The organism is Halomonas sp. A40-4 (assembly GCF_015767635.1).
GTDB classification, from domain to species: Bacteria; Pseudomonadota; Gammaproteobacteria; order Pseudomonadales; family Halomonadaceae; genus Vreelandella; species Vreelandella janggokensis.
The window spans coordinates 83,786-104,277 of the sequence record NZ_CP065230.1 but is presented as its reverse complement, the minus strand read 5'-3'; the positions used below and the strand labels follow the sequence as shown (position 1 = coordinate 104,277).

Genomic DNA, 20,492 nt, shown 5'->3' with positions numbered 1-20,492 from the left:
CGCGTTACTTACCCAATTTGTCAAAGATCTTATTGAGCTTTTCTTCCAGCGTCGCGGCTGTAAACGGCTTCACAACATAGCCGTTGGCGCCCGCCTGAGCCGCCGCAATGATGTTTTCTTTCTTGGCTTCCGCCGTCACCATTAACACCGGCAACTCTTTGAGGGCGTCATCCTGACGGATTTCCTTGAGCATCTCCAGGCCATCCAGATTGGGCATGTTCCAATCAGAGACCACAAACTCAAAATTGCCTGCACGTAGCTTGTTCAAGGCATCCTGCCCATCCTCTGCCTCTTCTACGTTGGTAAAACCGAGTTCTTTCAACAAGCTGCGTACAATACGGCGCATCGTGGGGAAGTCATCCACCACCAAAAAGCTCATGTTCTTATCTGCCATGGGTCATCCTCTATCAGTTGGGGCTGGTTAAAATTCTTCCCAGTCGTCGTGTCCGCTGGTTGATGGCACTGAACGGCTAGGCGGAGTCGATGGTGTTTTGGCGGCTGGCGCGGCCACCGCTTTAGGCACTGAGCCTGCACTTGCCTGGCGTGACGGCTGCTGATGAGCCACCTGCATGCCCACCAGTTTAAATACCGCCACCGCTTCTTCAAGGCGGTTGGCCTGCTCTTCCAATGACGACGCGGCGGCGGTGGCCTGTTGCACCAAGGAGGCATTCTGCTGGGTCACCTGGTCCATCTGGCCGACCGCTTGACTGACTTGTTCGATGCCGTCGCTCTGCTCCTGGGACGCAGCTGAGATTTCGTCCATGATGTCGGTGACACGGCGTACAGACGTCACCACGTCGGACATGGTTGTGCCCGCCTGTTCAACGAGGGTAGAGCCTTGCTGGATCTGAGTCACCGAGTCATCAATCAGCGCTTTGATCTCCTTGGCGGCATCGGCACTTCGGCTGGCGAGGTTGCGCACTTCCCCGGCCACGACAGCAAAGCCTCGGCCTTGCTCACCGGCACGGGCTGCTTCAACCGACGCATTGAGGGCCAGGATATTGGTTTGAAAGGCGATCGAGTCGATCACGCTGGTAATATCCGAGACTTTTTGCGAACTGCTGGAAATACCGTGCATGGTGGTCACCACCTGCTGCACCACGTCGCCGCCACGCTCAGCCGTGGACGATGCATCCGCTGCCAGCGTGCTTGCCTGGCGTGCATTGTCGGCATTCTGCTTCACCGTCGCCGTCATCTCTTCCATGCTGGAGGCAGTCTCTTCGATAGAGGCCGCCTGCTGCTCGGTACGCGATGAAAGGTCGGCATTGCCGCTGGCAATTTCGCGAGTACCGTGGTGAATTTCACGGCTGCCATCACGCACCCGCGCGACGATATCGTTGAGGCTGCCCTGCATCCGCTGCATCGCGGTATAAAGCTGGCCAATTTCGTTTTTGCCGCCGCTGGGGATCGCTGTGGTGAGATCTGCATCGGCAATGGTATCGAGCATCTGCACAGCTTCTTTGAGAGGCCGAATCACCACGCTGCGCAAGCCTGCATAAATCAAGAACAACAGAAGAAGCGTTACAGCAAAGATGATCCACTCAATAAAACTGTAGAACTGGTTAATGTCGTCCAGCTCCCGCTGGAGGGCATCGCCTCGCTCGCCAGCATAGCGCACGAATTCAGTCAACAATTCTTCCTGACGCTCTGCTGTTGGGGCCAACTCATCACGAATCGCATTGAAGCCGGTTGTATCCATCTGGTCCAGCGCTTCTATCTGCTGGTACGTCAGATCAAACACCGCTTCAAAAACCGTTTCGATCTCGCTACCCAGCGCATCTCCGACGTCTGTACGCGGTACGGAAGCAAAGTTGTTAAAACGTGCTTCAGCCCGACTCAGTTGGTCCTCGGCGGCTTCCAGGCGAGCCGTCGCTTCGCGGTTGCGTCCCAGCAGAAATTGGTTGGAGGCCACCTCCAGTTCAACCAAGGCGCCGCTCCACAGCGCATCGGCGCGGTTTAGTTCATTCAGTTGCTCCACATTTATCCGCTCAAGCGTGGTTAATGTATCGTCCATAGCCTGTTCGGCAAGTCGACTCATTAACACATTGCTGACAATGGCCAGCAAGAATAACAACAGCGCCACGATCACCGCGACGTTAACACTTAAATTGCGTAATGCTCGGTTCATTGGGTTCCCTTACAGCCAAGGATGACTCATTCTTGTCGTTATACCCGCTGTGCCCGCCCCGACGCGGCAATCAGCGACATTAATTTCTCTGGAATCTCATCCAGCGCCGTGACATCAGCGGCCGCGCCCATGGCAACTGCTTCTCGGGGCATACCATAGACAACACAGCTTTCCTCGTTCTGAGCAATGGTGGCTGATCCAGCCTGACGCATTTCCAGCAGCCCGGCGGCTCCATCTTTGCCCATGCCGGTAAGAATCACGCCAATGGCGTTTTTGCCGGCCTGGTCGGCGGCAGAGTGAAATAGCACATCCACCGAGGGGCGGTGGCGATTGACCGGTGGTCCGTCGTCAAGCCGGGCGACGTAGTTGGCACCGCTGCGCGCCAGTTTGAGGTGCTGGTCTCCGGGGGCAATATAGGCGTGGCCGGGCAGCACACGCTCGCCGTCGGTGGCTTCCTTGACGGTAATGCGACATAGCCGGTCCAGCCGCTCCGCAAACGAACGCGTAAACCCACCCGGCATGTGCTGGGTAATTAAAATCGCCGGCGCGTTGGCGGGTAGCGGTTCGAGCACTGCCCTGATTGCTTCGGTACCGCCAGTGGAAGCGCCGATAATAATCAGCTTCTCACTCGATACCATGGGCGCTTTGAGTTGGGCAGGCGGCGGGGTATTTTTATGCCGCGCCTGGCGAGGGCGAGAACGCGCCGCCGCACGCAGTTTTTCGGCAATCTCGTTGGCGTAATCCATCATCCCGCTGCGAATACCCAAACTGGGCTTGGCAACAAAGTCCAGCGCCCCAAGCTCCAACGCCCGTAGGGTGATTTCCGAACCGCTTTGGGTCAGTGACGATACCATCAATACCGGCATCGGACGCAGACGCATCAGGCGCTCGAGAAAGTCCAGCCCGTCCATGCGCGGCATTTCAACATCAAGCGTCAGGACATCCGGATTATGCTGCTTGATAAGGTCGCGGGCGGCAATCGGATCAGGCGCTACCGCCACGACTTCCATATCGGGTTGGGTATTGATAATTTCCGTCAACAGGTCGCGAATCAGCGCCGAGTCGTCAACACATAACACTTTTATTTTGGCTGCACTCAAAGCACGCCTCCTTATCCGTCAAGCCGTTTGCCGCACTAAGGCACGTTGGCGTTTTATTTGTTTGCCAGGGTATAAACTGTTTGCCCACGTAGCTTGAAAGCATCGCTGATGTAGGAAAAATTCTCCGAGTGACCGGCAAACAGAAGGCCGTCGGGCTTGAGCAGGGGCGCGAAACGTTTAAGAATTTTTGCCTGGGTGTCTTTATCAAAATAAATCATGATATTCCGGCAAAAGATCACGTCAAAAGGGCCTTTGACAGGCCACTGGGGCGCCAGCAGGTTCATGGGCATAAACTCGACCAGCGAAGATACTTCAGGTCGCACGCGGGCCAACCCGAGATGGTTGCCGGTGCCCTTCTGGAAGAAACGCTTTACCCGCGCCTCTTCAAGCTTGCGCACCTGTTCCTGGGGATAGACGCCCTTACGCGCTTTGTTCAGGGCGTCAGTGTCAATATCCGTCGCGATGACGCTGGACTGGGAAGCTCGTCCGCCCAGCGTTTCGAGCAGCGTCATGGCAATCGAGTAAGGCTCTTCACCGGTGGACGCAGCCGAACACCACACCGATACAGGCCCCTGCTTGTCCTTTATATGCTCAGCCAGCAGCGGAAAGTGGTGGGCCTCACGGAAAAAGGCCGTGAGGTTGGTGGTTAGCGCATTGGTAAACGCTTCCCACTCTTTAGCATCCGGCTGACGCTCAAGGCGCGCGAGGTAGTCGCCAAACCGAGTCATCCCGTGGTGACGTAACCGTTTCGCTAAACGGCTATAGACCATTTCGCGCTTGTGCTCGGCCAGCACAATGCCTGCGCGCTGATAAATCAACTCACGTACACGGGTAAAATCGGCATCCGTCAGTTCCAGGTCGCGCTCGATCTGGCTGCCGGATGCCCATTGGCCGATGTCGACTCGTTCACGTTGCTCGGTCAAAATATGCGCCACTCCTCTACAAAGCCTTGACCCGCCTACTTGTCAGCCAACGGGGGTTGCACGACACGGTGAGTCTGAAACACAACCGACTGCTGGCACCAGAGGCACACCGCCTGATAGAGCGGCATGCCTCTGGTCGAAGTGCTATTGACTCCAGCTTTTATACTATCAGCTTGAAACCCGCTGACTTGAGCGCGTTTGCAGTACGTCTTTAGTGTTTAAAACGCTTCCCATTCATCCGCTGTTGCTGCTGACGCTGGCGCGGCAGGACGGGGGGACTGAGCGGGCAGCGAAGTGGCTGCGCGTGGCTTGCTTGCGGAAGCCGTCTGCGACTCGGCAACACGAAAACGTTCAACGGCTTCGCGCAGTCGCCCGGCTTCGTCTTCCAACTCGTTCGCACTGAAGGCGGCTTGTTGCACCAACTCGGCATTTTGCTGAACCACTTGATCCATTTGCGCCACGGCCTGGTTAACCTGACCGATACCATTGCTCTGCTCTTCGGAAGCAGCCGCAATTTCGTCCATGATGTCGCTGACCCGCTGCACGGCGGCCACCAGGTCCTGCATTGTCTTACCGGCCTGATTGACCCGCTCAGTACCAACATCGACTTTGCTCAACGAGGTGTCGATCAGGGTTCGAATATCCTTAGCCGCACTGGCGCTTCGGCTGGCGAGACTGCGAACTTCCTGTGCAACCACCGCAAACCCTCTACCATGCTCGCCAGCCCGCGCCGCTTCTACGGACGCGTTTAGCGCCAGAATATTCGTCTGGAAGGCGATATTATCAATAAGGGTAATGATATCGGCGACCTGGTGCGAGCTGGCGCTGATGTCCTGCATGGTATCGACGATCTCGCCAACTTCTTCGCCGCTGCGCCGTGCCGTCAGGGTGGCATTTTCCGCCAGTTGACTTGCCTGGCGGGCGTTATCCGCATTATGGCCAACGGTTGAGGCAAGCTGCTCCATGCTGGAAGCAGTTTCCTCCAATGAGGACGCCTGTTGCTCAGTGCGTGATGAAAGATCGTTGTTGCCACTGGCGATCTGTTGCGAGCGCTCAAAAATTGACGCACCACTGGTACGGACGACACCCACCGTTTGCGACAGCGACGCTTGCATATGGGCCATCGCAACGTAAAGACGACCAATTTCGTTATTACCAGGCGCGGTAATCTGCTGGTTTAAGTCGCCTTTTGCCATGCGTTCGAAGTAACCCACCAGATTGTCCAAAGGACGCAGCACATTTGCTGCCACCCCCCAAACCACTGCCACTACCGTGGTGAGCGTCACCAGCACCACGGCTAGGAGACTCCAGCGTATTTGCTCGGCGAACGCTGTAAACGCCTGCTGCTGGGCGGCTAGATCGCTACTGTTTTGCACGATATCTGCCCCATGATGGAGAGCATAAAGGCCGATACCACACGCCACCAGCACCATCGTCGACAGCGTCACCAGCACCAGTCCCCAACTCAGCCGGACGGTCATGTTATTCATTACTTGCCGTATCACCTGCCCCACCTACCGCACTCCTTATCGCCAGAAGCGCCCCCTCACTCCATTGCGGTGAGGGCGCTGACCGCATGATCCCTGGACACTCTTCCCTGTGCGTCAACTTTCTTTAACTCTGGCTGGCGCCGTCCACCAAGGCCATCTCTTCGCTGGTAAGCAGTTTGTCGATATCGACGATCACCAGCATGCGATCGTCAAGGCTGCCGAGTCCGCTAAGGAAATCGGAAGACAGAGTGACGCCAAACTCGGGGGCAGGCTTGATCTGGTCGGGCGTCAGCGTCATGACATCGGATACGCCGTCAACCACAATACCCACAATCCGGTCAGCCACGTTGACAACGATCACCACGGTTTGGCCGCCGTACTCGACATTTTCGAGGTGGAACTTGATGCGCAGGTCGACGATCGGCACGATCACGCCGCGCAAGTTGGTCACCCCTTTAATGAAGTCAGGTGCGTTGGCAATGCGCGTTACGTTCTCGTAGCCGCGAATTTCCTGAACTTTCAGAATATCGATGGCGTACTCTTCGTCACCTAGCGAGAACACCAGAAATTCGCTGTTATCCGCTTCAGTCGCGAGGACCGCCCTATCGTTTGCTTGGCTCATGACGGTTCAGACTCCTTGTAAAAAGACATGGTTTGCGTTTTGGCTGGTTTTGCAGCCTCTTTTTTTGCCCGGCTCAGTCGATGCAAGCCGGAAATATCCAGAATCAGGGCTACGCTACCGTCGCCAAGAATGGTGGCCGCAGAGATGCCAGGCACTTTGCGGTAGTTATCTTCCAGGTTCTTGACCACTACCTGCTGCTGGCCAACCAGCTCATCGACCAGCATGGCATAGCGACGTCCCTCACCTTGCACAATCACCGCAATGCTTTTGGTCGGGTCGGTAATGGCATTTTCGACGTCCATCACTTCGTGAATGGCGATCACCGGCAGGTATTCGTCGCGCACCTTGAGGACTACGTCGTCACCCGCCATGGCATACATGTCATCTTTATTGGGCTGCAAAGACTCCAACACGGTGGAAAGCGGCAGGATAAAGGTTTCCCCCCCCACTTTAATCGACATGCCGTCCAGAATGGCCAGTGTCAGGGGTAACACGATACTCGTGACGGTGCCCTCACCTTTTTTGGATTGGATCTCGACACGCCCACCCATGCCCTGGATGTTGCGTTTCACCACGTCCATACCGACGCCACGCCCCGATACATCGGTGACTTCGTTGGCGGTGGAGAAACCCGGTGCGAAAATCAGCTGATAAACCTCTTCATCCGACATTGTGTCGGATACATTCAGGCCGTTTTCCTTGGCTTTGGCAAGCAGGCGGTCGCGATCAAGGCCAGCGCCGTCGTCACGCACTTCAATCAGGATGTTGCCGCCCTGATGGCGGGCAGCCAGGGTCAGCTTGCCGGTGCGCGGTTTGCCGATCGACTCGCGCACATCGGGCATTTCAATGCCATGATCAAGGCTGTTGCGTACCAGGTGGGTTAACGGATCGGTAATTCGTTCTACCAGGCTTTTATCCAGTTCGGTGGATTTGCCTTCGGTGACAAGCTCGATCTCCTTGCCCAGCTTACCGGCGGTATCGCGTACAACCCTTGGGAAACGGCTAAATACAAACTCCATGGGAATCATGCGGATCGACATGACCGATTCCTGCAGGTCCCGGGCATTGCGCTGTAACAGGCTCATACCGCTTTGCAGCGAACTGTTGACACCCGACTGCTCACCCAGGTCGCTGACCGTTTGATCGAGCATCGACTGGGTGATGATCAGCTCACCAACGAGATTGATAATCTGATCGACCTTGTCCACCGATACACGTATCGACGAGGACTCGGAGGCCGCTTTCTTCGCTTTGCCCTTGGCCTGCCCATCGCCAGCCTCGGCCTTGGCAGGTGCCGGCGGCGACGCTTTTTGTTCAGTTGCTGGTGCCGACGTTTCTTGCTCGGTGGGTGGCTTGGCTTCAGGCTGCCCTGCTGACGCGTCTGCTTTCACCTCGCCAGTTGCAACCGGCTGGATATCAATTTGGTCGGGCTCGATAATAAAGCACATGACCGCTTCAATATCGTCAGCGCTTACGCTACCACTGAGCACGACTTCGTAGCGCTTATCGTCGCCCGACTGGGACTCGATATCGCCTAGTTGCTCCAGCTCTTCAACCAGCAGTAGGCGATCCTTGTCATCCACATTGATCAGCGCCACTTTCAACTGGCCAGTGCTGTTCGCCTGTGGTGCTTCATCTGCAGACAAACCGTCAGCGGATGCCTCTTCGGTTGACGCCGCCGGAGTGCTCGCCGACGATGTTGTTTCAGCAGGCGCTTCGAGGGACTGGCCAATCTCTTCAAGGGCTATCTGCTGTAACGTTTGGCAAATTCGTTCATACGTTTCCTGGTCAGGCTCTTCCTCGTTGCGATAGGCATTTAATTGCTCGTGCATAATGTCTTTGGCCTCTAAAAATGTATCAACGAGGTCAGCCCGCAGCGCTAGCTCCCCTTTACGCGCGTAATCCAGAAGATTTTCCATGATGTGCGTGGTGTTTTGCAGAACGCCAAATCCGAAAGTGCCTGCGCCACCTTTAATCGAATGTGCGGCACGAAAAATAGCGTCGAGCTGCTCGCTGTCAGGATTATCCACATCAATCTCTAGCAGATGCTGCTCCATATCCGCGAGCAGCTCTTCTGCCTCTTCAAAAAAGGTGTCAAAAAAATCGGCTATATCCATGCACCATCCCCTACCTTCACGTCAAAGTGTTAGCACAAGCGCAGCGTTATTCGGCGCTCGTTGTCTCTTGTTCTAAGTCTGGCTGTTCTGGGTCTATCGCTTGCTCTGGGTTTTCCGCTGGAGTCGCCTCTTCAGGTACACCAATTGCGTCTTCCGCAGTTTCTGATAGCACCGTGGAAACATCGGTTTCCATCACCACCGGATTGCGAATGGCCTCGGCAATTTCGGGTAACAACACGATCAACTCAATGCGTCGATTGATCGGGTCGTCGGGTGCAGTGTCGGGCAGCAGCACCCGGTCTGCATAGCCGGAAACACGCAACAGTTGACCCGGATCAAGTCCTCCCGCAACCAACTCTCGGCGGGAGGCGTTGGCCCGGTCATTCGACAGCTCCCAATTGCTATAGCCTCGATAGCCACCGGCATAAGGCACGTTATCCGTGTGCCCCCCGATACTCAGGTCGTTGGGCAGCTCATTGAGCAGCGGCGCAATGGTTCGCAGCAGATTACGCATATAGGGTGCCACCTGGTCGCTGCCCAACTCGAACATGGGTCGCTGCTCGGTATCCAGCACCTGAATACGCAGGCCTTCGCGAGTCAGGTCAAAACGCAGCTGTGAGCGCAACTCGCGTAGTTCAGGATCGAGCTCAATCGCGCGCTCGATACGCTCCTGGACATCCATGAAAAAGCGTCGCTCCTGCACGCTAGGCCGCGTTGCCTGCTTTAAATCAATGCGTGCGCGTTCACCATCGCTGTGCGTTGGATCAGGGCCGCCGCCAGGAATCGCACTCGTACTTCCGGAGCGGTCACCACCGGTAATAGCGGTCGTCAAGGGTGTACTGAAATATTCAGCGACGCCTTGGCGCTCTTCCTCGCTGGACACGCTGAGTATCCATAGCACCAGAAACAGCGCCATCAGTGCAGTCATGAAATCGGCGAGGGCTATTTTCCATGCGCCACCGTGGTGCGCATGCACGACTTTCTTGCGCCGAATAATGATCGGCCGCTTATCTCCCGCCGCACTCATGCACTACCAGCCTTTTTCGCGTCGCGTACGTAGTCTTCCAGCTCGTTGAAGGTAGGACGCTCAGTGCTGTGCAGCGCCTTCCTGCCAAATTCCACCGCCAGCTGAGGGGCATAGCCATGCAGGCTTGCCAGAAGCGTCACGCGAACACACTGGAGCATTTTTTCCGCTTCTTTCGCCTGCCGATCGATCGTGCTGGCTACCGGGTTGATAAACCCGTAACCCAGCAGAATCCCAAGGAAGGTACCCACCAGCGCTTGGGCGATCATCTCCCCCATCTGCTCTGGGCCGGCATCAGCATAAGTCAGCGCTTTCACCACGCCCATTACCGCCGCCACGATGCCAAAGGCAGGCATCGCATCGCCGACCTTGGAAATCGCGTCGATAGGGATGTGAGCTTCCTGTTCGAAGGCCTCAATTTCATGCAGCATCAGCTCATCAATCTCCATGGGCTCCATGCCGCCGCTGACCATCAGGCGCAGATAATCGGTAAGGAAGTTCATGATATGAGGATCTGCCAACACCGTAGGGTGCTCTTGAAACAGCGGGCTTTCCTGGGGGTTATCGATATCTCGCTCTATCCCCAGCATGCCTTCACGACGAACCTTGGAAAGCAGCTTGTACTGCAGCGCCATCAACTCCATGTACATGGCTTTGTTGTACTTTTTCGTGCGCTTCAGCTTGGGCATGATTTTGAAGGTGGCCTTGATCGCTTTGCCGTTGTTGGCAGCAAGAAAAGCCCCTACCCCGGCACCGCCGATCATCAACAACTCAAGCGGCTGAAACAGGGGACCCATGCTGCCCCCCGCCAGCACGTAGCCACCAAATACCGACAGTAATACGACGATGTAACCTAAGAGGATCAGCACAGGCAGTGTCCTTCACTATTTCAATGGTCTATAACGGAACCAACGGCGACCCGTTACGTCAAAAAATCACGTTATGTTTGATGCCGATTTACACATCTGCCGCGTTTTGCCGGCCCGGGAGGGCGGTTGGCAAATGCCGCAGACATAGTCGTGCATCGGGTTATGAGCGTGAGCAACAAAACGACCTCCGCAACGGGTACACGGCGTCAGCTGGAGCAAGTCGCTCTCAAAAAAACGTACCAGCGTCCAGGCGCGCGTCAGCCCCAACACCGGCTCTACGCCCTCAACATCAATCTGTTCGCCGTATAGCCGATAGGCCTTCACGAAGGCATCAATCCGCTCACAGTCAGCTTCTTCCACCAAGCTGGTATAAATGTTGTAAAATAAAGAGGAGTGGATATTGGGCAGCCAGGTAATGAACCAGTCGGTTGAAAACGGCAGCATGCCTTTTGGCGGCGACATCCCTCTTACCTCTTTGTACAGCTTGATGAGACGTGTGCGACTTAGCTCTGTCTCCGTCTCCAATACCTGCAGCCTTGCCCCAAGTTCAATCAGCTCAATAGCGAGCTGCACCTGGTGCATTTCGTCTACCAAGCTTTTTTGACTCACGTGCTGTCCTCCGGCGGCATCGACTCGTACTCCTCACCAGCCAGCAGCAGTGACGCATGCAGGCTTGCGAGGCCTTGATCACGCGGATTGGCTGTCACCTGCTTCAATCGCTCGACGCTTGCCTGACCGAACCGGCAAATCAACTGGTTGGTCCGCGACAGCTTCGTCAGCTGCCGAGCATTGAGCGATAGGATAAGATCCGCCACCTCACCGTCGATTTTCAGACGGAACATTGCGGCCTCACGGTCTTCACTCAACAAGCGCTGTGCGAGCAGCAAGTACGCTAAATTGATTTCTTGTATTTCATCGAGAAAGCTGGTTTGACTCATAGTGGCCTATCGGACGAAACTGACGCCTCTATTAGGGTGGTAATGGCGCCATGAGTGATTTTTTCATACTGACCCAAACTTCATGGTTGCATACCACGTTTACATTGGCTACTCAGCCTTCTCACGCTTGTGTAGCCCAGCCTCCGACAATTCAAATACCCATACCAACAGTTCAGCAATCACCTGATACAGGTTGGCAGGAATCTCTGCATCCAAATCCAGTTGCATCAATAGCGCGACAAGCTCCGGCGCATCATGCACATAAATGCCCTGACGCTGTGCCTCGGCCATGATGCGTTCGGCCAGATCGCCATAGCCCTTGGCCACTACCCGTGGCGCTCGTTCATGATCCTGATAAGCCAACGCCACCGCTTGACGCCGCGATTCATCCGAAGACATCCGGGGCCTCCTCGACGTAGCGTGCACGCACCTGAACCTTGCGCAGATCCAGCGCCTCCAGACGCGACTCAAGCGCAGGAACGCCGGCCTCAAGGCGTTGATGCACTTGCGCTTCACTGGCGGTTAAGTCGATGTTCAAGACACCTCGATAGAGTCGCAGTGACACGCTAAAAGCACCAAAACCAGGCACATCAAGCTGCATATCGGACTGCCAGCTATCATCAGACGACCGCTGCTCTTCGCCGTCTTCCTGATGCTGCCCACGTGTCGGCAGATTAATCGCCAGCGCCATGAAAATACCCGCCCACACGTCACCTTCCCACCGGATCGTGGGTGTCACCAGCATTTCAAGCTGTTGACGCACCAAGCTTTGCAGACTTTCATGCACCACTTCGCGTGGCTGGCGATTGGGCATGACATCCAGGGTGGTGTCGCGGGCCAAACGCGCATCAATGTTCGCTTGTGGCGACTCTTTCGCATGGGGGGCGAGTTCAGCCGTGTTAAATGTTCCTGGACTGCCCACCGGCGACTGAATCGTAGCGGGTGTGTTAACCACCGGGGCACGCGCCGCCGCAGATTCACTGGCTGCAGGTATTAACGATGTGTTGGGTAGGATAGCGGCGTTACCCGGCGGCGGTGGCGCTACCAGCAATGGCGAGGTGGCGCCGGGCACCATACCGGATGACGATATTCCACTCCCACCACCTTGCGGCACCAGACCTGCACCCAGCGCTGTCGACGCCAAAGGCGTTGGTACCGAGGCGCGCGGACCAGGCTGCATTTGCGGCTCTCTCAATAGCTGCTGCCGATTGGCCTCACCTTGAAACCAGCGTTTGAGATGTGCCTCGTAAAACAGGCCACTGTCCCGCACGCTGGCTTCAAGCCGCGCCGCCAACTGTGTCGATGATGGTGACTCGGCCGCATTCATCAACGGCGCTTCGGCACGCATGACGGTGGGTGGCGCGGGAAAGCGAAGCAATACATCCGCAATACTGCGTGCCGCTGGGCTAAAGTGGGTCTGAGTTGAGCCAGGCGGCAATGCCTGAGCATCACCTCGCTGAGGCTGTCGCCCGCCGTCAAGCTGAGACGGCAAACCCCTCATATCCCGTAGTGCTGTATCACGCAGCGCTGTAGAAGCAGGGTCACGTCCATCCAGCCGCGCATCCCCCATCAGGGCGCGCGGGCCTTCACCCGGCACTACCGGTTTAATCGGCTGATCCATTAACCGCTGGTTCGACACATCGCCCCGGCGCCCCAGCACCTGATGAAGCAGGGTATCGATCAGCGGATTAATGGTACTCACGACGACCTCGGCGCCTGGTCATCATTACCGCCAAGCTCATTACCACCTGCCTGCTGTGGCGCATAGGCACGGTGTAAATTGCGCTGACGTTGAGACACATTGATTAACCGCCCCAACTCATCACGACGGGCAATAAGCTGCCGACGGATCTCCACGTCCTGCTCCAGAATCGCTTCCAGCAGCTCTGCTTTACGCTGCTGCGCAGCAGACTCGAGCGTCACCGAGGAGTCCAGCTCGCGCAACTTTTCAACCAGCAGGACATAGTGAGTCCGCTGATCGATCAACTCTGCCCACTGATCATTATCGGCCAGTTCGTGCATATACATAACGCTGTCGAGTAGCGCTGTATAGGTATCAATGAGCGTCTGTTGCGCGTCATCTCGCGTCGTGGTGGAAGCCGCCATTAGTGCCTCATGCAGATTGCTGTTGGCCAATTTCGCGCCATGCAGAGGCAATATCCTCAAGCAGCCGCTCGGCTTCGTCCAAGCTCGCTTCGTCATTGCGCAAATTAGCTGTCAACAACAGGCGTGCAATATAGTTGTACAAAGCGCCTAGTTGCTCTGCAATATCGCCGCCCTGCTCGCGATCAAGTGCCGCCGCCAGGCCATTGTTGACGATATCAAGCGCTTTCGAAATGGACCGCCCTTTCTCAGCCGAGTTACCCGCCTGCATATGGATACGGGCGGCGCGAATGGCGGCTTGCGCACCATCAAAAAGCATAACGATCAGCTGATGGGGATCAGCCGACATCACGCCGCTTTCAACGCCAACCCTTGCATACGCATTGGCTCCTCGGCCATAGGCGGCTGCACCGCGCGAGTACGTCATACGTGCTACTCCTCATCCCGTGGCGACCGGATGCGGCCAGCCACTAAGCAAATTACCGGCAAGCATCAAGCATATCGCTGGGAATGCCTGCCTTAATTGATTATCGGCGAGCGCCAAAGCGACTTTAGTGCTTCAAGGTGTTTTTCTTTGTCTGGCGCTTGTAAGCCCTCTGTCAGCGCCATGGCTATGTCGAGACGGCCACTTCGCTCACCGGACGCCCCAGCTTCTCGACAACATTACCGCGTATTGTCTCACCCAGGTTATCGCGCATCGGTGCATTCGCTGACGTCGCCAGCTGAACCTCCGTGAGATCACCCTCCTCATCAATACGCAATACCCACGCCAGCTGCTCACTGGAAAAGCGCACCAAGGCGCCAACCGGCAAGGACTTAAAGTGCCCCACATAACGCTTGATCCAGTGTGGGTCAAACTGTTGGGAATGGGTCAACAGATGGCGGTAAATTTGCTGTGCCGTTTTCGCGGGACGATCACTTCGGTCGCGCCGCAGGGCTTCCGCGACATCCACAATGGCGCTGGCCTTGGCAAGCTCGTTCAACGATTCTCCCGACACACCGTCTGGATAGCCGCTACCGTCCATGCGCTCGTTGATACCGCCGATCACGGCAGACGCAACACTCTGAGACAGCCACTGGCAACTCTCCAATCGCTCTAACACAAGCGAAACGTGTTCGCTCAATGCCTGGCGATGCGTCGCCTCGAAGTGAGCCGCCTTGAACAACACCTGAGGCACCAGCGCCTTTCCCAGATCATGAACCAGGCCGCTTGCCACGACCGCTTTGCGCACATCGCGGGGCATACCAGCGCCTACCAAATCCAGCAAGTGAACCGCCACGGCAATACCATGGCGAACCAGCAGCGGCTCGGGCGACAGACACCGACAAGCGAAAAGCAGCGATTCACGATCCTCTTCATGCAGCCCCATCAACCGGTCGGCGTATAAGGAAAGCTGGCGCGAGTCGATATCGCTTCCTTGCTGCAGCGACAGCATTTGCCCATCCAGGAAAGCGGCAACCTTGACCAGGCGGCGAGCCATGGGCGTGGCATAGCGCTTTACGTCGCGTCGCCCGACATGCTCACCGGCACCCACTCGCCCAGCTGGCGAGGTAAACAAGGGCGATGGCTGGCGCCCCTCACGATCCTCTTTGGCATAACGGGCCGACTCGCGCTCGATTTCACATACGAAATACCAGACCTGACGCTCCTGATCGGCACTGCATGAACCGAAATAAAACCCGACGCGCAGCAAATTTCGCTCCGGGTCCGGGCGCTGATGGCGAGCCAAGGCCTGAATCTCAAAGTGCGTCCCATCGGGAAATTCAAAGGCAATATCCAATGGCCCCTCAGCGGTTGACAGCATGCCGCTTGCCGTCATTGGCAGCTCCAACTGGCAACCCTGCTGGGATAAGTCGCGCAGCTCGCCATGAATAGCCTCCTGGCCTGGCATGCTGACGTTGGCGGCCACGGGCATGCCAATGCGTAGCTCAGCGCGAAAAGCCTCACGCCGCTGAAGTACGTCCAGATACGACGGATAATCACTGCAGCACAGAAAACGCCCACCAGAACGGCGAGTTTCGGTCAACGATAGCAACGGTGTGCGCAGCACCTTACCTTGCGTTTCCCCCACCAGATAAAACGCCTCACCCTGCTGAAGACGACCGAGCAGGTAATCTACCGACGAAAGATCCAATACCAGGGTTTCGCCCTTGTGCTGCTCCATCAGCACGACCGGTTCCGGTCGCCGATCATCACCCTCCAAGCAAAGCGACGCGCCGCCGCTTTCCACCAATGTATCCAACAGCGACGCCACCGCTACCGGGTTTGCAACTCGCTCATATTCTTCCTCAAGGGCCACCATGCTCTCCTTACCTCTCCCATTGCCTCAGCGGATTATGCGCAAAGCGCTACACAATACCAGAAGCTGACGACAACAAGGATGCGCCACCCTTCGATGCAAGGTTTCGCTTAGCGGCTATCCTAAACGCGACTATGCTAAACAGGGTGACAAAGTTAACTTATCCACCAATACTGCTTTGCCGACACTAAAGTTATCGTTAGCAGGGCCGATCAACATAGCGTAAGTATTAGATGCAAGAGCCTAAAAGTCGCTCCAATAAAGCCTCATGCCAGAAGAACTTATCAACCAGCGCTGGCCATTGGGGGCAGGTACAAAAAACAGGGGAATACGCACCATGAACTCATCCAGCATTGACGCAATCAACCTCGCTCAGACGACTCAGTTGAATATGCTGTCGCCGCGCCAGCGTCTTGACGACGCATTAGAGGTCCTTTCTGCCCCCGGAAGCCAGCTGAGCGAGAACCGACAGGCTGAACCCACTGCCGGGGAGCTCGTCGAACCCATCCAGCGCATTAATGAAGTGATGCGAGAGCGGGGGATAGAATTTGAAATCAGCGAAGATTTGTCGCGGGTCATCACTCGTGTCGTTGACCGTGATTCGGGTGACGTTATTCGACAGATTCCTGCCGAGGAAGTTATCCGCATTGCCGAACAGCTACAGGAAATGCGCGGCCGGTTCATCTCGCTGGAAGCTTGAACCACTGACACAAAAACCCGCTACTAACAGACCGCAATCAACAGGCGTAGCACAAAGTGCGTTACGGGGTTACACCTGCATATTCATAACATCCCGGTAGGCTGACACCAGGCGATTGCGCACCTGTAACCCCATCTGAGAGGCAACACTCGCCTTCTGCATATCAATCATGACATCCGCCAATTCGAGGTTGGGGCCCCCCGCCTGAAACGCCTTCGCCTTGTTGTTGGCATCCAGCTTTAGCTGATTGATGCGCTGAATGGACGCCTGCAGCTCACCGCCAAAACTGCCATGCCCTGCCGACTGGACAAGTGCACCACTTTGCATTGGCTGATTTGCCGCCTGGCTGGCCAACCCCTGCATCTGCTGCAGCGTTGCCTGTATTGCAGGAGTACTCATGTTATCGCCTCAAGCAGTAAAATGGCTGAACGTACGAAGCCTATCACCAGTATGACAAAGCTCATACGGACAATTACGTACAAAAAGCCAAGCTTTTCGTTCCTTTATGGTTGCCCAGCCACCGGATAATGGCGTTCATCATAATTACGCCTCATCTTTTCGGCGGATAACCGCGATTGACGGAATTTAGCCTATGCCTTCTATGGTGATGTGCCTGGGCAGCTACCTGTTTTGCTTGTCCCAAGGGAGGGATTCATGAGCGAAGCGGGTGCTGCGGCGGGCCGTCAGACGAACACTACCACGCCCTCAGCTCGTGACGGCGCAGGTAATGATAATACGAAAACTTCCTTTGCTGACCGCGTGCTGTCTCAGTTGCGCGGCAATCCGCTTGTCGCTCTGCTGGTGGCTGGCGCCGCGACCATTGCCGTGATTGCCGTCCTGATGATGTGGGCAAGCAGTCCCGACTATCGCGTGCTGTACAACAATCTTGATGAGGCGGACGGCGGCCGCATTATTACCGAACTTGATGGTCGCGGCGTGCCTTATCGCTTCAGCGACAACGGTCAGGCGTTGATGGTTCCCGGCGATCAGGTGCACTCTCTGCGCCTCTATCTTGCTGAGCAGGGCCTCCCACAGGGGGGGAATGTTGGCCTGGAACTCATGGACAACCAGGCGTTCGGGATCAGTCAGTTCGCCGAGCAGGTCAATTATCAACGGGGACTGGAAGGTGAGCTAAGCCGTTCCATTGAGTCATTAGGGCCTGTAGAAGGCGTTCGTGTTCACCTATCGATGGCCAAGCCCTCGGTGTTTATTCGCGATCGAGAGCCCGCGAAAGCCTCGGTGGTACTGACCCTGTTGCCCGGGCGCGTACTTGGCGATGGCCAGGTTAGCGCCATTGTTCACATGGTATCGAGCAGCGTGCCTGAGCTGGCGCCCGAAGATGTCTCCGTGGTCAACCAAAATGGCCGCTTACTGTCGGCAGACGTCGGCGGCAATAATGACCTTGATGGTAGCCAACTGGAATATCTGGCTGAGGTCGAGCGTTCTTATCAGCGGCGTATCGAGAACATCCTCACACCGATTCTCGGCGAAGAAAACGTGCGCGCTCAGGTAGCCGCTCAGGTGGACTTCTCCCAGCGGGAAGAAACGTCTGAACGCTACGGCCCCAATCAACCGCCTAACGAAGCCGCCGTTCGCAGCCGCCAGTTAAGCCTGTCGTATGACGGTGAAAACCTACTGAGCTCCGGCATCCCTGGCGCACTCAGCAACACCCCGCCTGGAACAGCGCCCTCCCCCATCAATCAGCCTGATGAGGACGGTGAAGGTGACGAAGACGGCGAAGAAGCCCCTGAAGATGCCCTTCGCAACCTGCAGCAAGACGATGTCGTCAATTACGAAGTTGACCGCAGTATTGAGCACGTTCAACACCGGCTGGGTCGCGTTGAGCGCCTGACGGCCGCGGTTGTCGTGAACTACCGTGAAACCATCAACGAAGAAGGTGAGCCAGAGCAGGTGCCTCTCTCGAACGAGGAAGTGCAACAGATCGAGCGCCTGGTGCGCCGGTCGATGGGCTTCTCTGAAGCGCGCGGTGACGCAATCGATGTGGTCAACACCCCGTTTGTCGATATGGAAGAGGACACCCGTGAAACGCCCGAGTGGTGGCAGCGTCAGGGGACTCTTGAGCTGGCAGCGCAGCTGGGCCGTTACCTGCTCGTCGCGCTTGCCGCGCTGCTGCTGTACCTGCTGATACTAAGACCGCTCATCAAGCGCTATACCGAATCGCCTGTCATGTCGACAGCCACGCCTGGCGCAGGCGTTCAGGCTCGGGTTGGGGATGATGAAGATGAGTCGGTAGAAAACGAAGAAGACGCCGACGAGACATACCAAAAGCCGAAACGCCGGCGCAAGACATCGCTGTACGAGCACAACCTCAACGACCTGCGCGAAATGGCGCAAGAGGATCCCCGCATGGTAGCGATGATCGTGCGCAGCTGGATGAATGCCAATGAGTAATGTAGTTGCCAATATGGGCGGCGCCCGCAAGAGCGCCATCCTGTTACTCGCCCTGGACGAGGACAGCGCCGCTGAAGTGTTCAAGTACATGAACGCCTCGGAAGTCCAGGAAATCAGTATGGAAATGACCCGCCTTCAGCAAGTCTCCCACGACGACATGAAAGCGGTGCTTGAGGCATTCCATAAAGAGACGGAAGAGTTTGTCGCGCTCAACCTTAACTCCAGCGAGCATATTCGCTCGGTGCTTACCAAGGCGCTGGGCAGCGACCGCGCGTCCAGCCTGATTGAAGACATCCTGGAAAGCAGCGCTGAGACCTCCGGGATCGACTCGCTCAACCTGATGGAAGCCTCGATGGTCGCCGAGCTCATCCGCGATGAGCACCCGCAGATCATTGCCACCATCCTGGTCCATCTGGATCGTCACCAGGCGTCAGATGTGCTTGAACTGTTTGAAGAGAAACAGCGCAACGACGTGGTATTACGTATCGCCACCTTCAGTGGCGTTCAGCCCGCCGCCCTGCAGGAGTTGACCGAGGTCCTCTCCAGCATGCTCGATGGCCAGAACCTCAAGCGCAGCAAAATGGGTGGCGTAAGAACGGCAGCGGAAATTCTCAACCTGATGAATTCGTCTCAGGAAGAAACGGCGATCGAAACCGTACGTTCCCACAGCGAAGATCTGGCACAAAAAATTATCGACGAGATGTTCCTGTTCGAGAACTTGCTCGACCTGGACAACCGCGCGATCCAGATGGTCCTGCAGGAAGTCGAGACCAATTCGCTGGTGATCGCCCTCAAGGGCGCCCAGGACGCCCTGGTGGACAAGTTCCTGCGCAATATGTCTCAACGTGCTGCTGACCTGGTCCGCGAGGACATGGAAGCCCGCGGGCCCATTCGCGTGTCTCAGGTTGAAGCCGAGCAGAAGACGGTTCTTCAGGTAGTGCGCCGCCTGGCGGATTCGGGTGAAATCGTCCTGGCAGGAGGAGATGATGAATATGTCTGAGACCCAATCGCCGCAGTTCGATCGTCACCAACAGTGGCGGCGCTGGCAGATGGATGAGCTCCTCCGCCCGGCCGGCCCTGGCGAACATGAGACCTCAGCGTCGGCATCGTCCCACCAGCGTAAGATCGACGCCGCTCAGAAAGCCGCCAAGGAGGCACAGCGGCGCGAAGAACAGGCGCGCCAGGCAGAATACGACAAACTACGCGAGCAAGCCGAAGCTGACGGTTACCAGGCTGGCCTCGCTCGCGGTCATGAAGAGGGCTTTGCAAAAGGCCTTGAGGAAGGCCGTCAGCAGGCCGAGCAGGAACTCGCTCAGCGAATAAAAGACACCTTGACTCCGCTTGGCAACCTTGCCAAGCAGTTTTCGGACGCACTCACGCAAATTGACGACGCCATTGCCCATGATCTGGTGGCGTTGGCCACCACAACAGGCAAACAGCTTGCTGCCGAGGCACTGAATGAAACGCCCGAGCGTATTTTGACACTGGTACGCGAGCTACTGCATACCGACCCCCCGCTTGTCGGCCAACAGCGGCTGTGGCTAAACCCTGATGACCACGCGATTGTCGCAGAGCACCTCGGGGTTGAGCTTGAAGCCGCCAACTGGAAACTCCAGCCCGATGATCAACTGGCCCGAGGCGGATGCCGGGTGACCAGCGCTCAAGGCGAGCTCGATGCCACCTTCGAGAGCCGCTGGCAAGCCGTGCAAGCCCAGGAGCGCAAGCGCCAATCCAATCCACCCAAGTCGTCGACGTCGTCATAGGGA

General features: G+C 56.6%; 21 protein-coding genes. 4 read left to right on the top strand and 17 right to left on the bottom strand.

Features of this window, described 5'->3' with window-relative positions; translation table 11 throughout:
• Positions 1–4 precede the first annotated feature (4 nt).
• The 16 genes from cheY to IT895_RS00405 form a co-directional block, all read right to left on the bottom strand.
• Entirely contained in the window at positions 5–394 is a 390-nt protein-coding gene (gene cheY / locus IT895_RS00480) for a chemotaxis response regulator CheY (RefSeq protein ID WP_085917569.1), read from the bottom strand.
• A 27-nt stretch (positions 395–421) separates the two neighbouring features.
• Complete coding sequence (locus IT895_RS00475) at positions 422–2,128, bottom strand: methyl-accepting chemotaxis protein (RefSeq protein ID WP_199284420.1); 1,707 nt, start codon at positions 2,126–2,128, stop codon at positions 422–424.
• Positions 2,129–2,166: 38 nt separating this feature from the next.
• Entirely contained in the window at positions 2,167–3,228 is a 1,062-nt protein-coding gene (locus IT895_RS00470; protein ID WP_199284419.1) for a protein-glutamate methylesterase/protein-glutamine glutaminase, read from the bottom strand.
• Positions 3,229–3,281: 53 nt separating this feature from the next.
• The gene (locus IT895_RS00465; protein ID WP_085917698.1) at positions 3,282–4,151 is read right to left on the bottom strand and encodes a CheR family methyltransferase; all 870 of its coding nucleotides are present in this window, start codon (positions 4,149–4,151) and stop codon (positions 3,282–3,284) included.
• Positions 4,152–4,369: 218 nt separating this feature from the next.
• Positions 4,370–5,641, bottom strand: a complete 1,272-nt coding sequence (locus tag IT895_RS00460; protein WP_199284418.1) for a methyl-accepting chemotaxis protein — start codon at positions 5,639–5,641, stop codon at positions 4,370–4,372.
• Positions 5,642–5,765: 124 nt separating this feature from the next.
• The gene (gene cheW / locus IT895_RS00455) at positions 5,766–6,263 is read right to left on the bottom strand and encodes a chemotaxis protein CheW (RefSeq protein ID WP_066318954.1); all 498 of its coding nucleotides are present in this window, start codon (positions 6,261–6,263) and stop codon (positions 5,766–5,768) included.
• Positions 6,260–8,380 carry a chemotaxis protein CheA gene (cheA, locus tag IT895_RS00450; RefSeq protein WP_085917566.1) on the bottom strand — a complete coding sequence of 707 codons (2,121 nt, stop codon included), beginning with the start codon at positions 8,378–8,380 and terminating at the stop codon, positions 6,260–6,262. Before cheA ends, cheW begins: the two co-directional genes overlap by 4 nt.
• Positions 8,381–8,426: 46 nt before the next feature.
• Positions 8,427–9,407: a flagellar motor protein MotB gene (gene motB / locus IT895_RS00445; RefSeq protein WP_199284417.1), complete on the bottom strand. Its 981-nt coding sequence runs from the start codon at positions 9,405–9,407 to the stop codon at positions 8,427–8,429.
• Positions 9,404–10,273 carry a flagellar motor stator protein MotA gene (motA, locus tag IT895_RS00440; protein WP_199284416.1) on the bottom strand — a complete coding sequence of 290 codons (870 nt, stop codon included), beginning with the start codon at positions 10,271–10,273 and terminating at the stop codon, positions 9,404–9,406. The genes motB and motA overlap by 4 nt, the downstream gene beginning before the upstream one ends.
• Before the next feature lie 66 nt (positions 10,274–10,339).
• Complete coding sequence (flhC, locus tag IT895_RS00435; RefSeq protein WP_199284415.1) at positions 10,340–10,882, bottom strand: flagellar transcriptional regulator FlhC; 543 nt, start codon at positions 10,880–10,882, stop codon at positions 10,340–10,342.
• Positions 10,879–11,211, bottom strand: coding sequence for a flagellar transcriptional regulator FlhD (flhD, locus tag IT895_RS00430; RefSeq protein ID WP_085917562.1), 333 nt, complete (start codon positions 11,209–11,211; stop codon positions 10,879–10,881). The genes flhC and flhD overlap by 4 nt, the downstream gene beginning before the upstream one ends.
• A gap of 108 nt (positions 11,212–11,319) precedes the next feature.
• Positions 11,320–11,610, bottom strand: coding sequence for an EscU/YscU/HrcU family type III secretion system export apparatus switch protein (locus tag IT895_RS00425; RefSeq protein ID WP_066318940.1), 291 nt, complete (start codon positions 11,608–11,610; stop codon positions 11,320–11,322).
• Positions 11,597–12,913 (bottom strand): flagellar hook-length control protein FliK, encoded by a 1,317-nt coding sequence (fliK, locus tag IT895_RS00420; protein ID WP_199284414.1) that lies wholly within the window; start codon positions 12,911–12,913, stop codon positions 11,597–11,599. The genes IT895_RS00425 and fliK overlap by 14 nt, the downstream gene beginning before the upstream one ends.
• Entirely contained in the window at positions 12,910–13,317 is a 408-nt protein-coding gene (locus IT895_RS00415) for a flagellar protein FliT (RefSeq protein WP_085917559.1), read from the bottom strand. The genes fliK and IT895_RS00415 overlap by 4 nt, the downstream gene beginning before the upstream one ends.
• A 7-nt stretch (positions 13,318–13,324) precedes the next feature.
• Complete coding sequence (gene fliS, locus IT895_RS00410) at positions 13,325–13,741, bottom strand: flagellar export chaperone FliS (protein ID WP_085917558.1); 417 nt, start codon at positions 13,739–13,741, stop codon at positions 13,325–13,327.
• A gap of 184 nt (positions 13,742–13,925) precedes the next feature.
• Positions 13,926–15,617, bottom strand: coding sequence for an HD domain-containing phosphohydrolase (locus IT895_RS00405; RefSeq protein ID WP_085917557.1), 1,692 nt, complete (start codon positions 15,615–15,617; stop codon positions 13,926–13,928).
• A 334-nt stretch (positions 15,618–15,951) separates the two neighbouring features.
• Here IT895_RS00405 and IT895_RS00400 point away from each other — a divergent pair, with 334 nt between their 5' ends.
• Positions 15,952–16,314: a flagellar protein FlaG gene (locus tag IT895_RS00400; RefSeq protein WP_199284413.1), complete on the top strand. Its 363-nt coding sequence runs from the start codon at positions 15,952–15,954 to the stop codon at positions 16,312–16,314.
• A gap of 69 nt (positions 16,315–16,383) precedes the next feature.
• Here the strand turns inward: IT895_RS00400 and fliE are convergent, their stop codons facing one another.
• Positions 16,384–16,713 carry a flagellar hook-basal body complex protein FliE gene (fliE, locus tag IT895_RS00395; RefSeq protein ID WP_199284412.1) on the bottom strand — a complete coding sequence of 110 codons (330 nt, stop codon included), beginning with the start codon at positions 16,711–16,713 and terminating at the stop codon, positions 16,384–16,386.
• Positions 16,714–16,968: 255 nt separating this feature from the next.
• Between fliE and fliF the strand changes: the two genes are divergently transcribed.
• From fliF to IT895_RS00380, 3 genes are read left to right on the top strand one after another with little or no spacing between them, the layout of a single operon-like run.
• Entirely contained in the window at positions 16,969–18,726 is a 1,758-nt protein-coding gene (fliF, locus tag IT895_RS00390) for a flagellar basal-body MS-ring/collar protein FliF (protein WP_085917555.1), read from the top strand.
• Positions 18,719–19,726: a flagellar motor switch protein FliG gene (gene fliG / locus IT895_RS00385; RefSeq protein ID WP_085917554.1), complete on the top strand. Its 1,008-nt coding sequence runs from the start codon at positions 18,719–18,721 to the stop codon at positions 19,724–19,726. Before fliF ends, fliG begins: the two co-directional genes overlap by 8 nt.
• Positions 19,719–20,489: a flagellar assembly protein FliH gene (locus tag IT895_RS00380; protein ID WP_199284411.1), complete on the top strand. Its 771-nt coding sequence runs from the start codon at positions 19,719–19,721 to the stop codon at positions 20,487–20,489. Before fliG ends, IT895_RS00380 begins: the two co-directional genes overlap by 8 nt.
• Positions 20,490–20,492: the final 3 nt, after the last annotated feature.

Excerpts from the sequence above, each read along its gene's own strand:
- fliS (WP_085917558.1), bottom strand. The coding sequence starts at position 13,741 with ATGACGTACTCGCGCGGTGCAGCCGCCTATGGCCGAGGAGCCAATGCG.
- IT895_RS00475 (WP_199284420.1), bottom strand. The coding sequence starts at position 2,128 with ATGAACCGAGCATTACGCAATTTAAGTGTTAACGTCGCGGTGATCGTG.
- IT895_RS00425 (WP_066318940.1), bottom strand. The coding sequence starts at position 11,610 with ATGTCTTCGGATGAATCGCGGCGTCAAGCGGTGGCGTTGGCTTATCAG.
- fliF (WP_085917555.1), top strand. The coding sequence starts at position 16,969 with ATGAGCGAAGCGGGTGCTGCGGCGGGCCGTCAGACGAACACTACCACG.
- flhD (WP_085917562.1), bottom strand. The coding sequence starts at position 11,211 with ATGAGTCAAACCAGCTTTCTCGATGAAATACAAGAAATCAATTTAGCG.
- cheY (WP_085917569.1), bottom strand. The coding sequence starts at position 394 with ATGGCAGATAAGAACATGAGCTTTTTGGTGGTGGATGACTTCCCCACG.
- IT895_RS00400 (WP_199284413.1), top strand. The coding sequence starts at position 15,952 with ATGAACTCATCCAGCATTGACGCAATCAACCTCGCTCAGACGACTCAG.
- IT895_RS00405 (WP_085917557.1), bottom strand. The coding sequence starts at position 15,617 with ATGGTGGCCCTTGAGGAAGAATATGAGCGAGTTGCAAACCCGGTAGCG.
- fliE (WP_199284412.1), bottom strand. The coding sequence starts at position 16,713 with ATGAGTACTCCTGCAATACAGGCAACGCTGCAGCAGATGCAGGGGTTG.
- IT895_RS00415 (WP_085917559.1), bottom strand. The coding sequence starts at position 13,317 with ATGGCGGCTTCCACCACGACGCGAGATGACGCGCAACAGACGCTCATT.
- IT895_RS00460 (WP_199284418.1), bottom strand. The coding sequence starts at position 5,641 with ATGAATAACATGACCGTCCGGCTGAGTTGGGGACTGGTGCTGGTGACG.
- cheA (WP_085917566.1), bottom strand. The coding sequence starts at position 8,380 with ATGGATATAGCCGATTTTTTTGACACCTTTTTTGAAGAGGCAGAAGAG.
- motB (WP_199284417.1), bottom strand. The coding sequence starts at position 9,407 with ATGAGTGCGGCGGGAGATAAGCGGCCGATCATTATTCGGCGCAAGAAA.
- fliG (WP_085917554.1), top strand. The coding sequence starts at position 18,719 with ATGAGTAATGTAGTTGCCAATATGGGCGGCGCCCGCAAGAGCGCCATC.
- IT895_RS00380 (WP_199284411.1), top strand. The coding sequence starts at position 19,719 with ATGTCTGAGACCCAATCGCCGCAGTTCGATCGTCACCAACAGTGGCGG.
- cheW (WP_066318954.1), bottom strand. The coding sequence starts at position 6,263 with ATGAGCCAAGCAAACGATAGGGCGGTCCTCGCGACTGAAGCGGATAAC.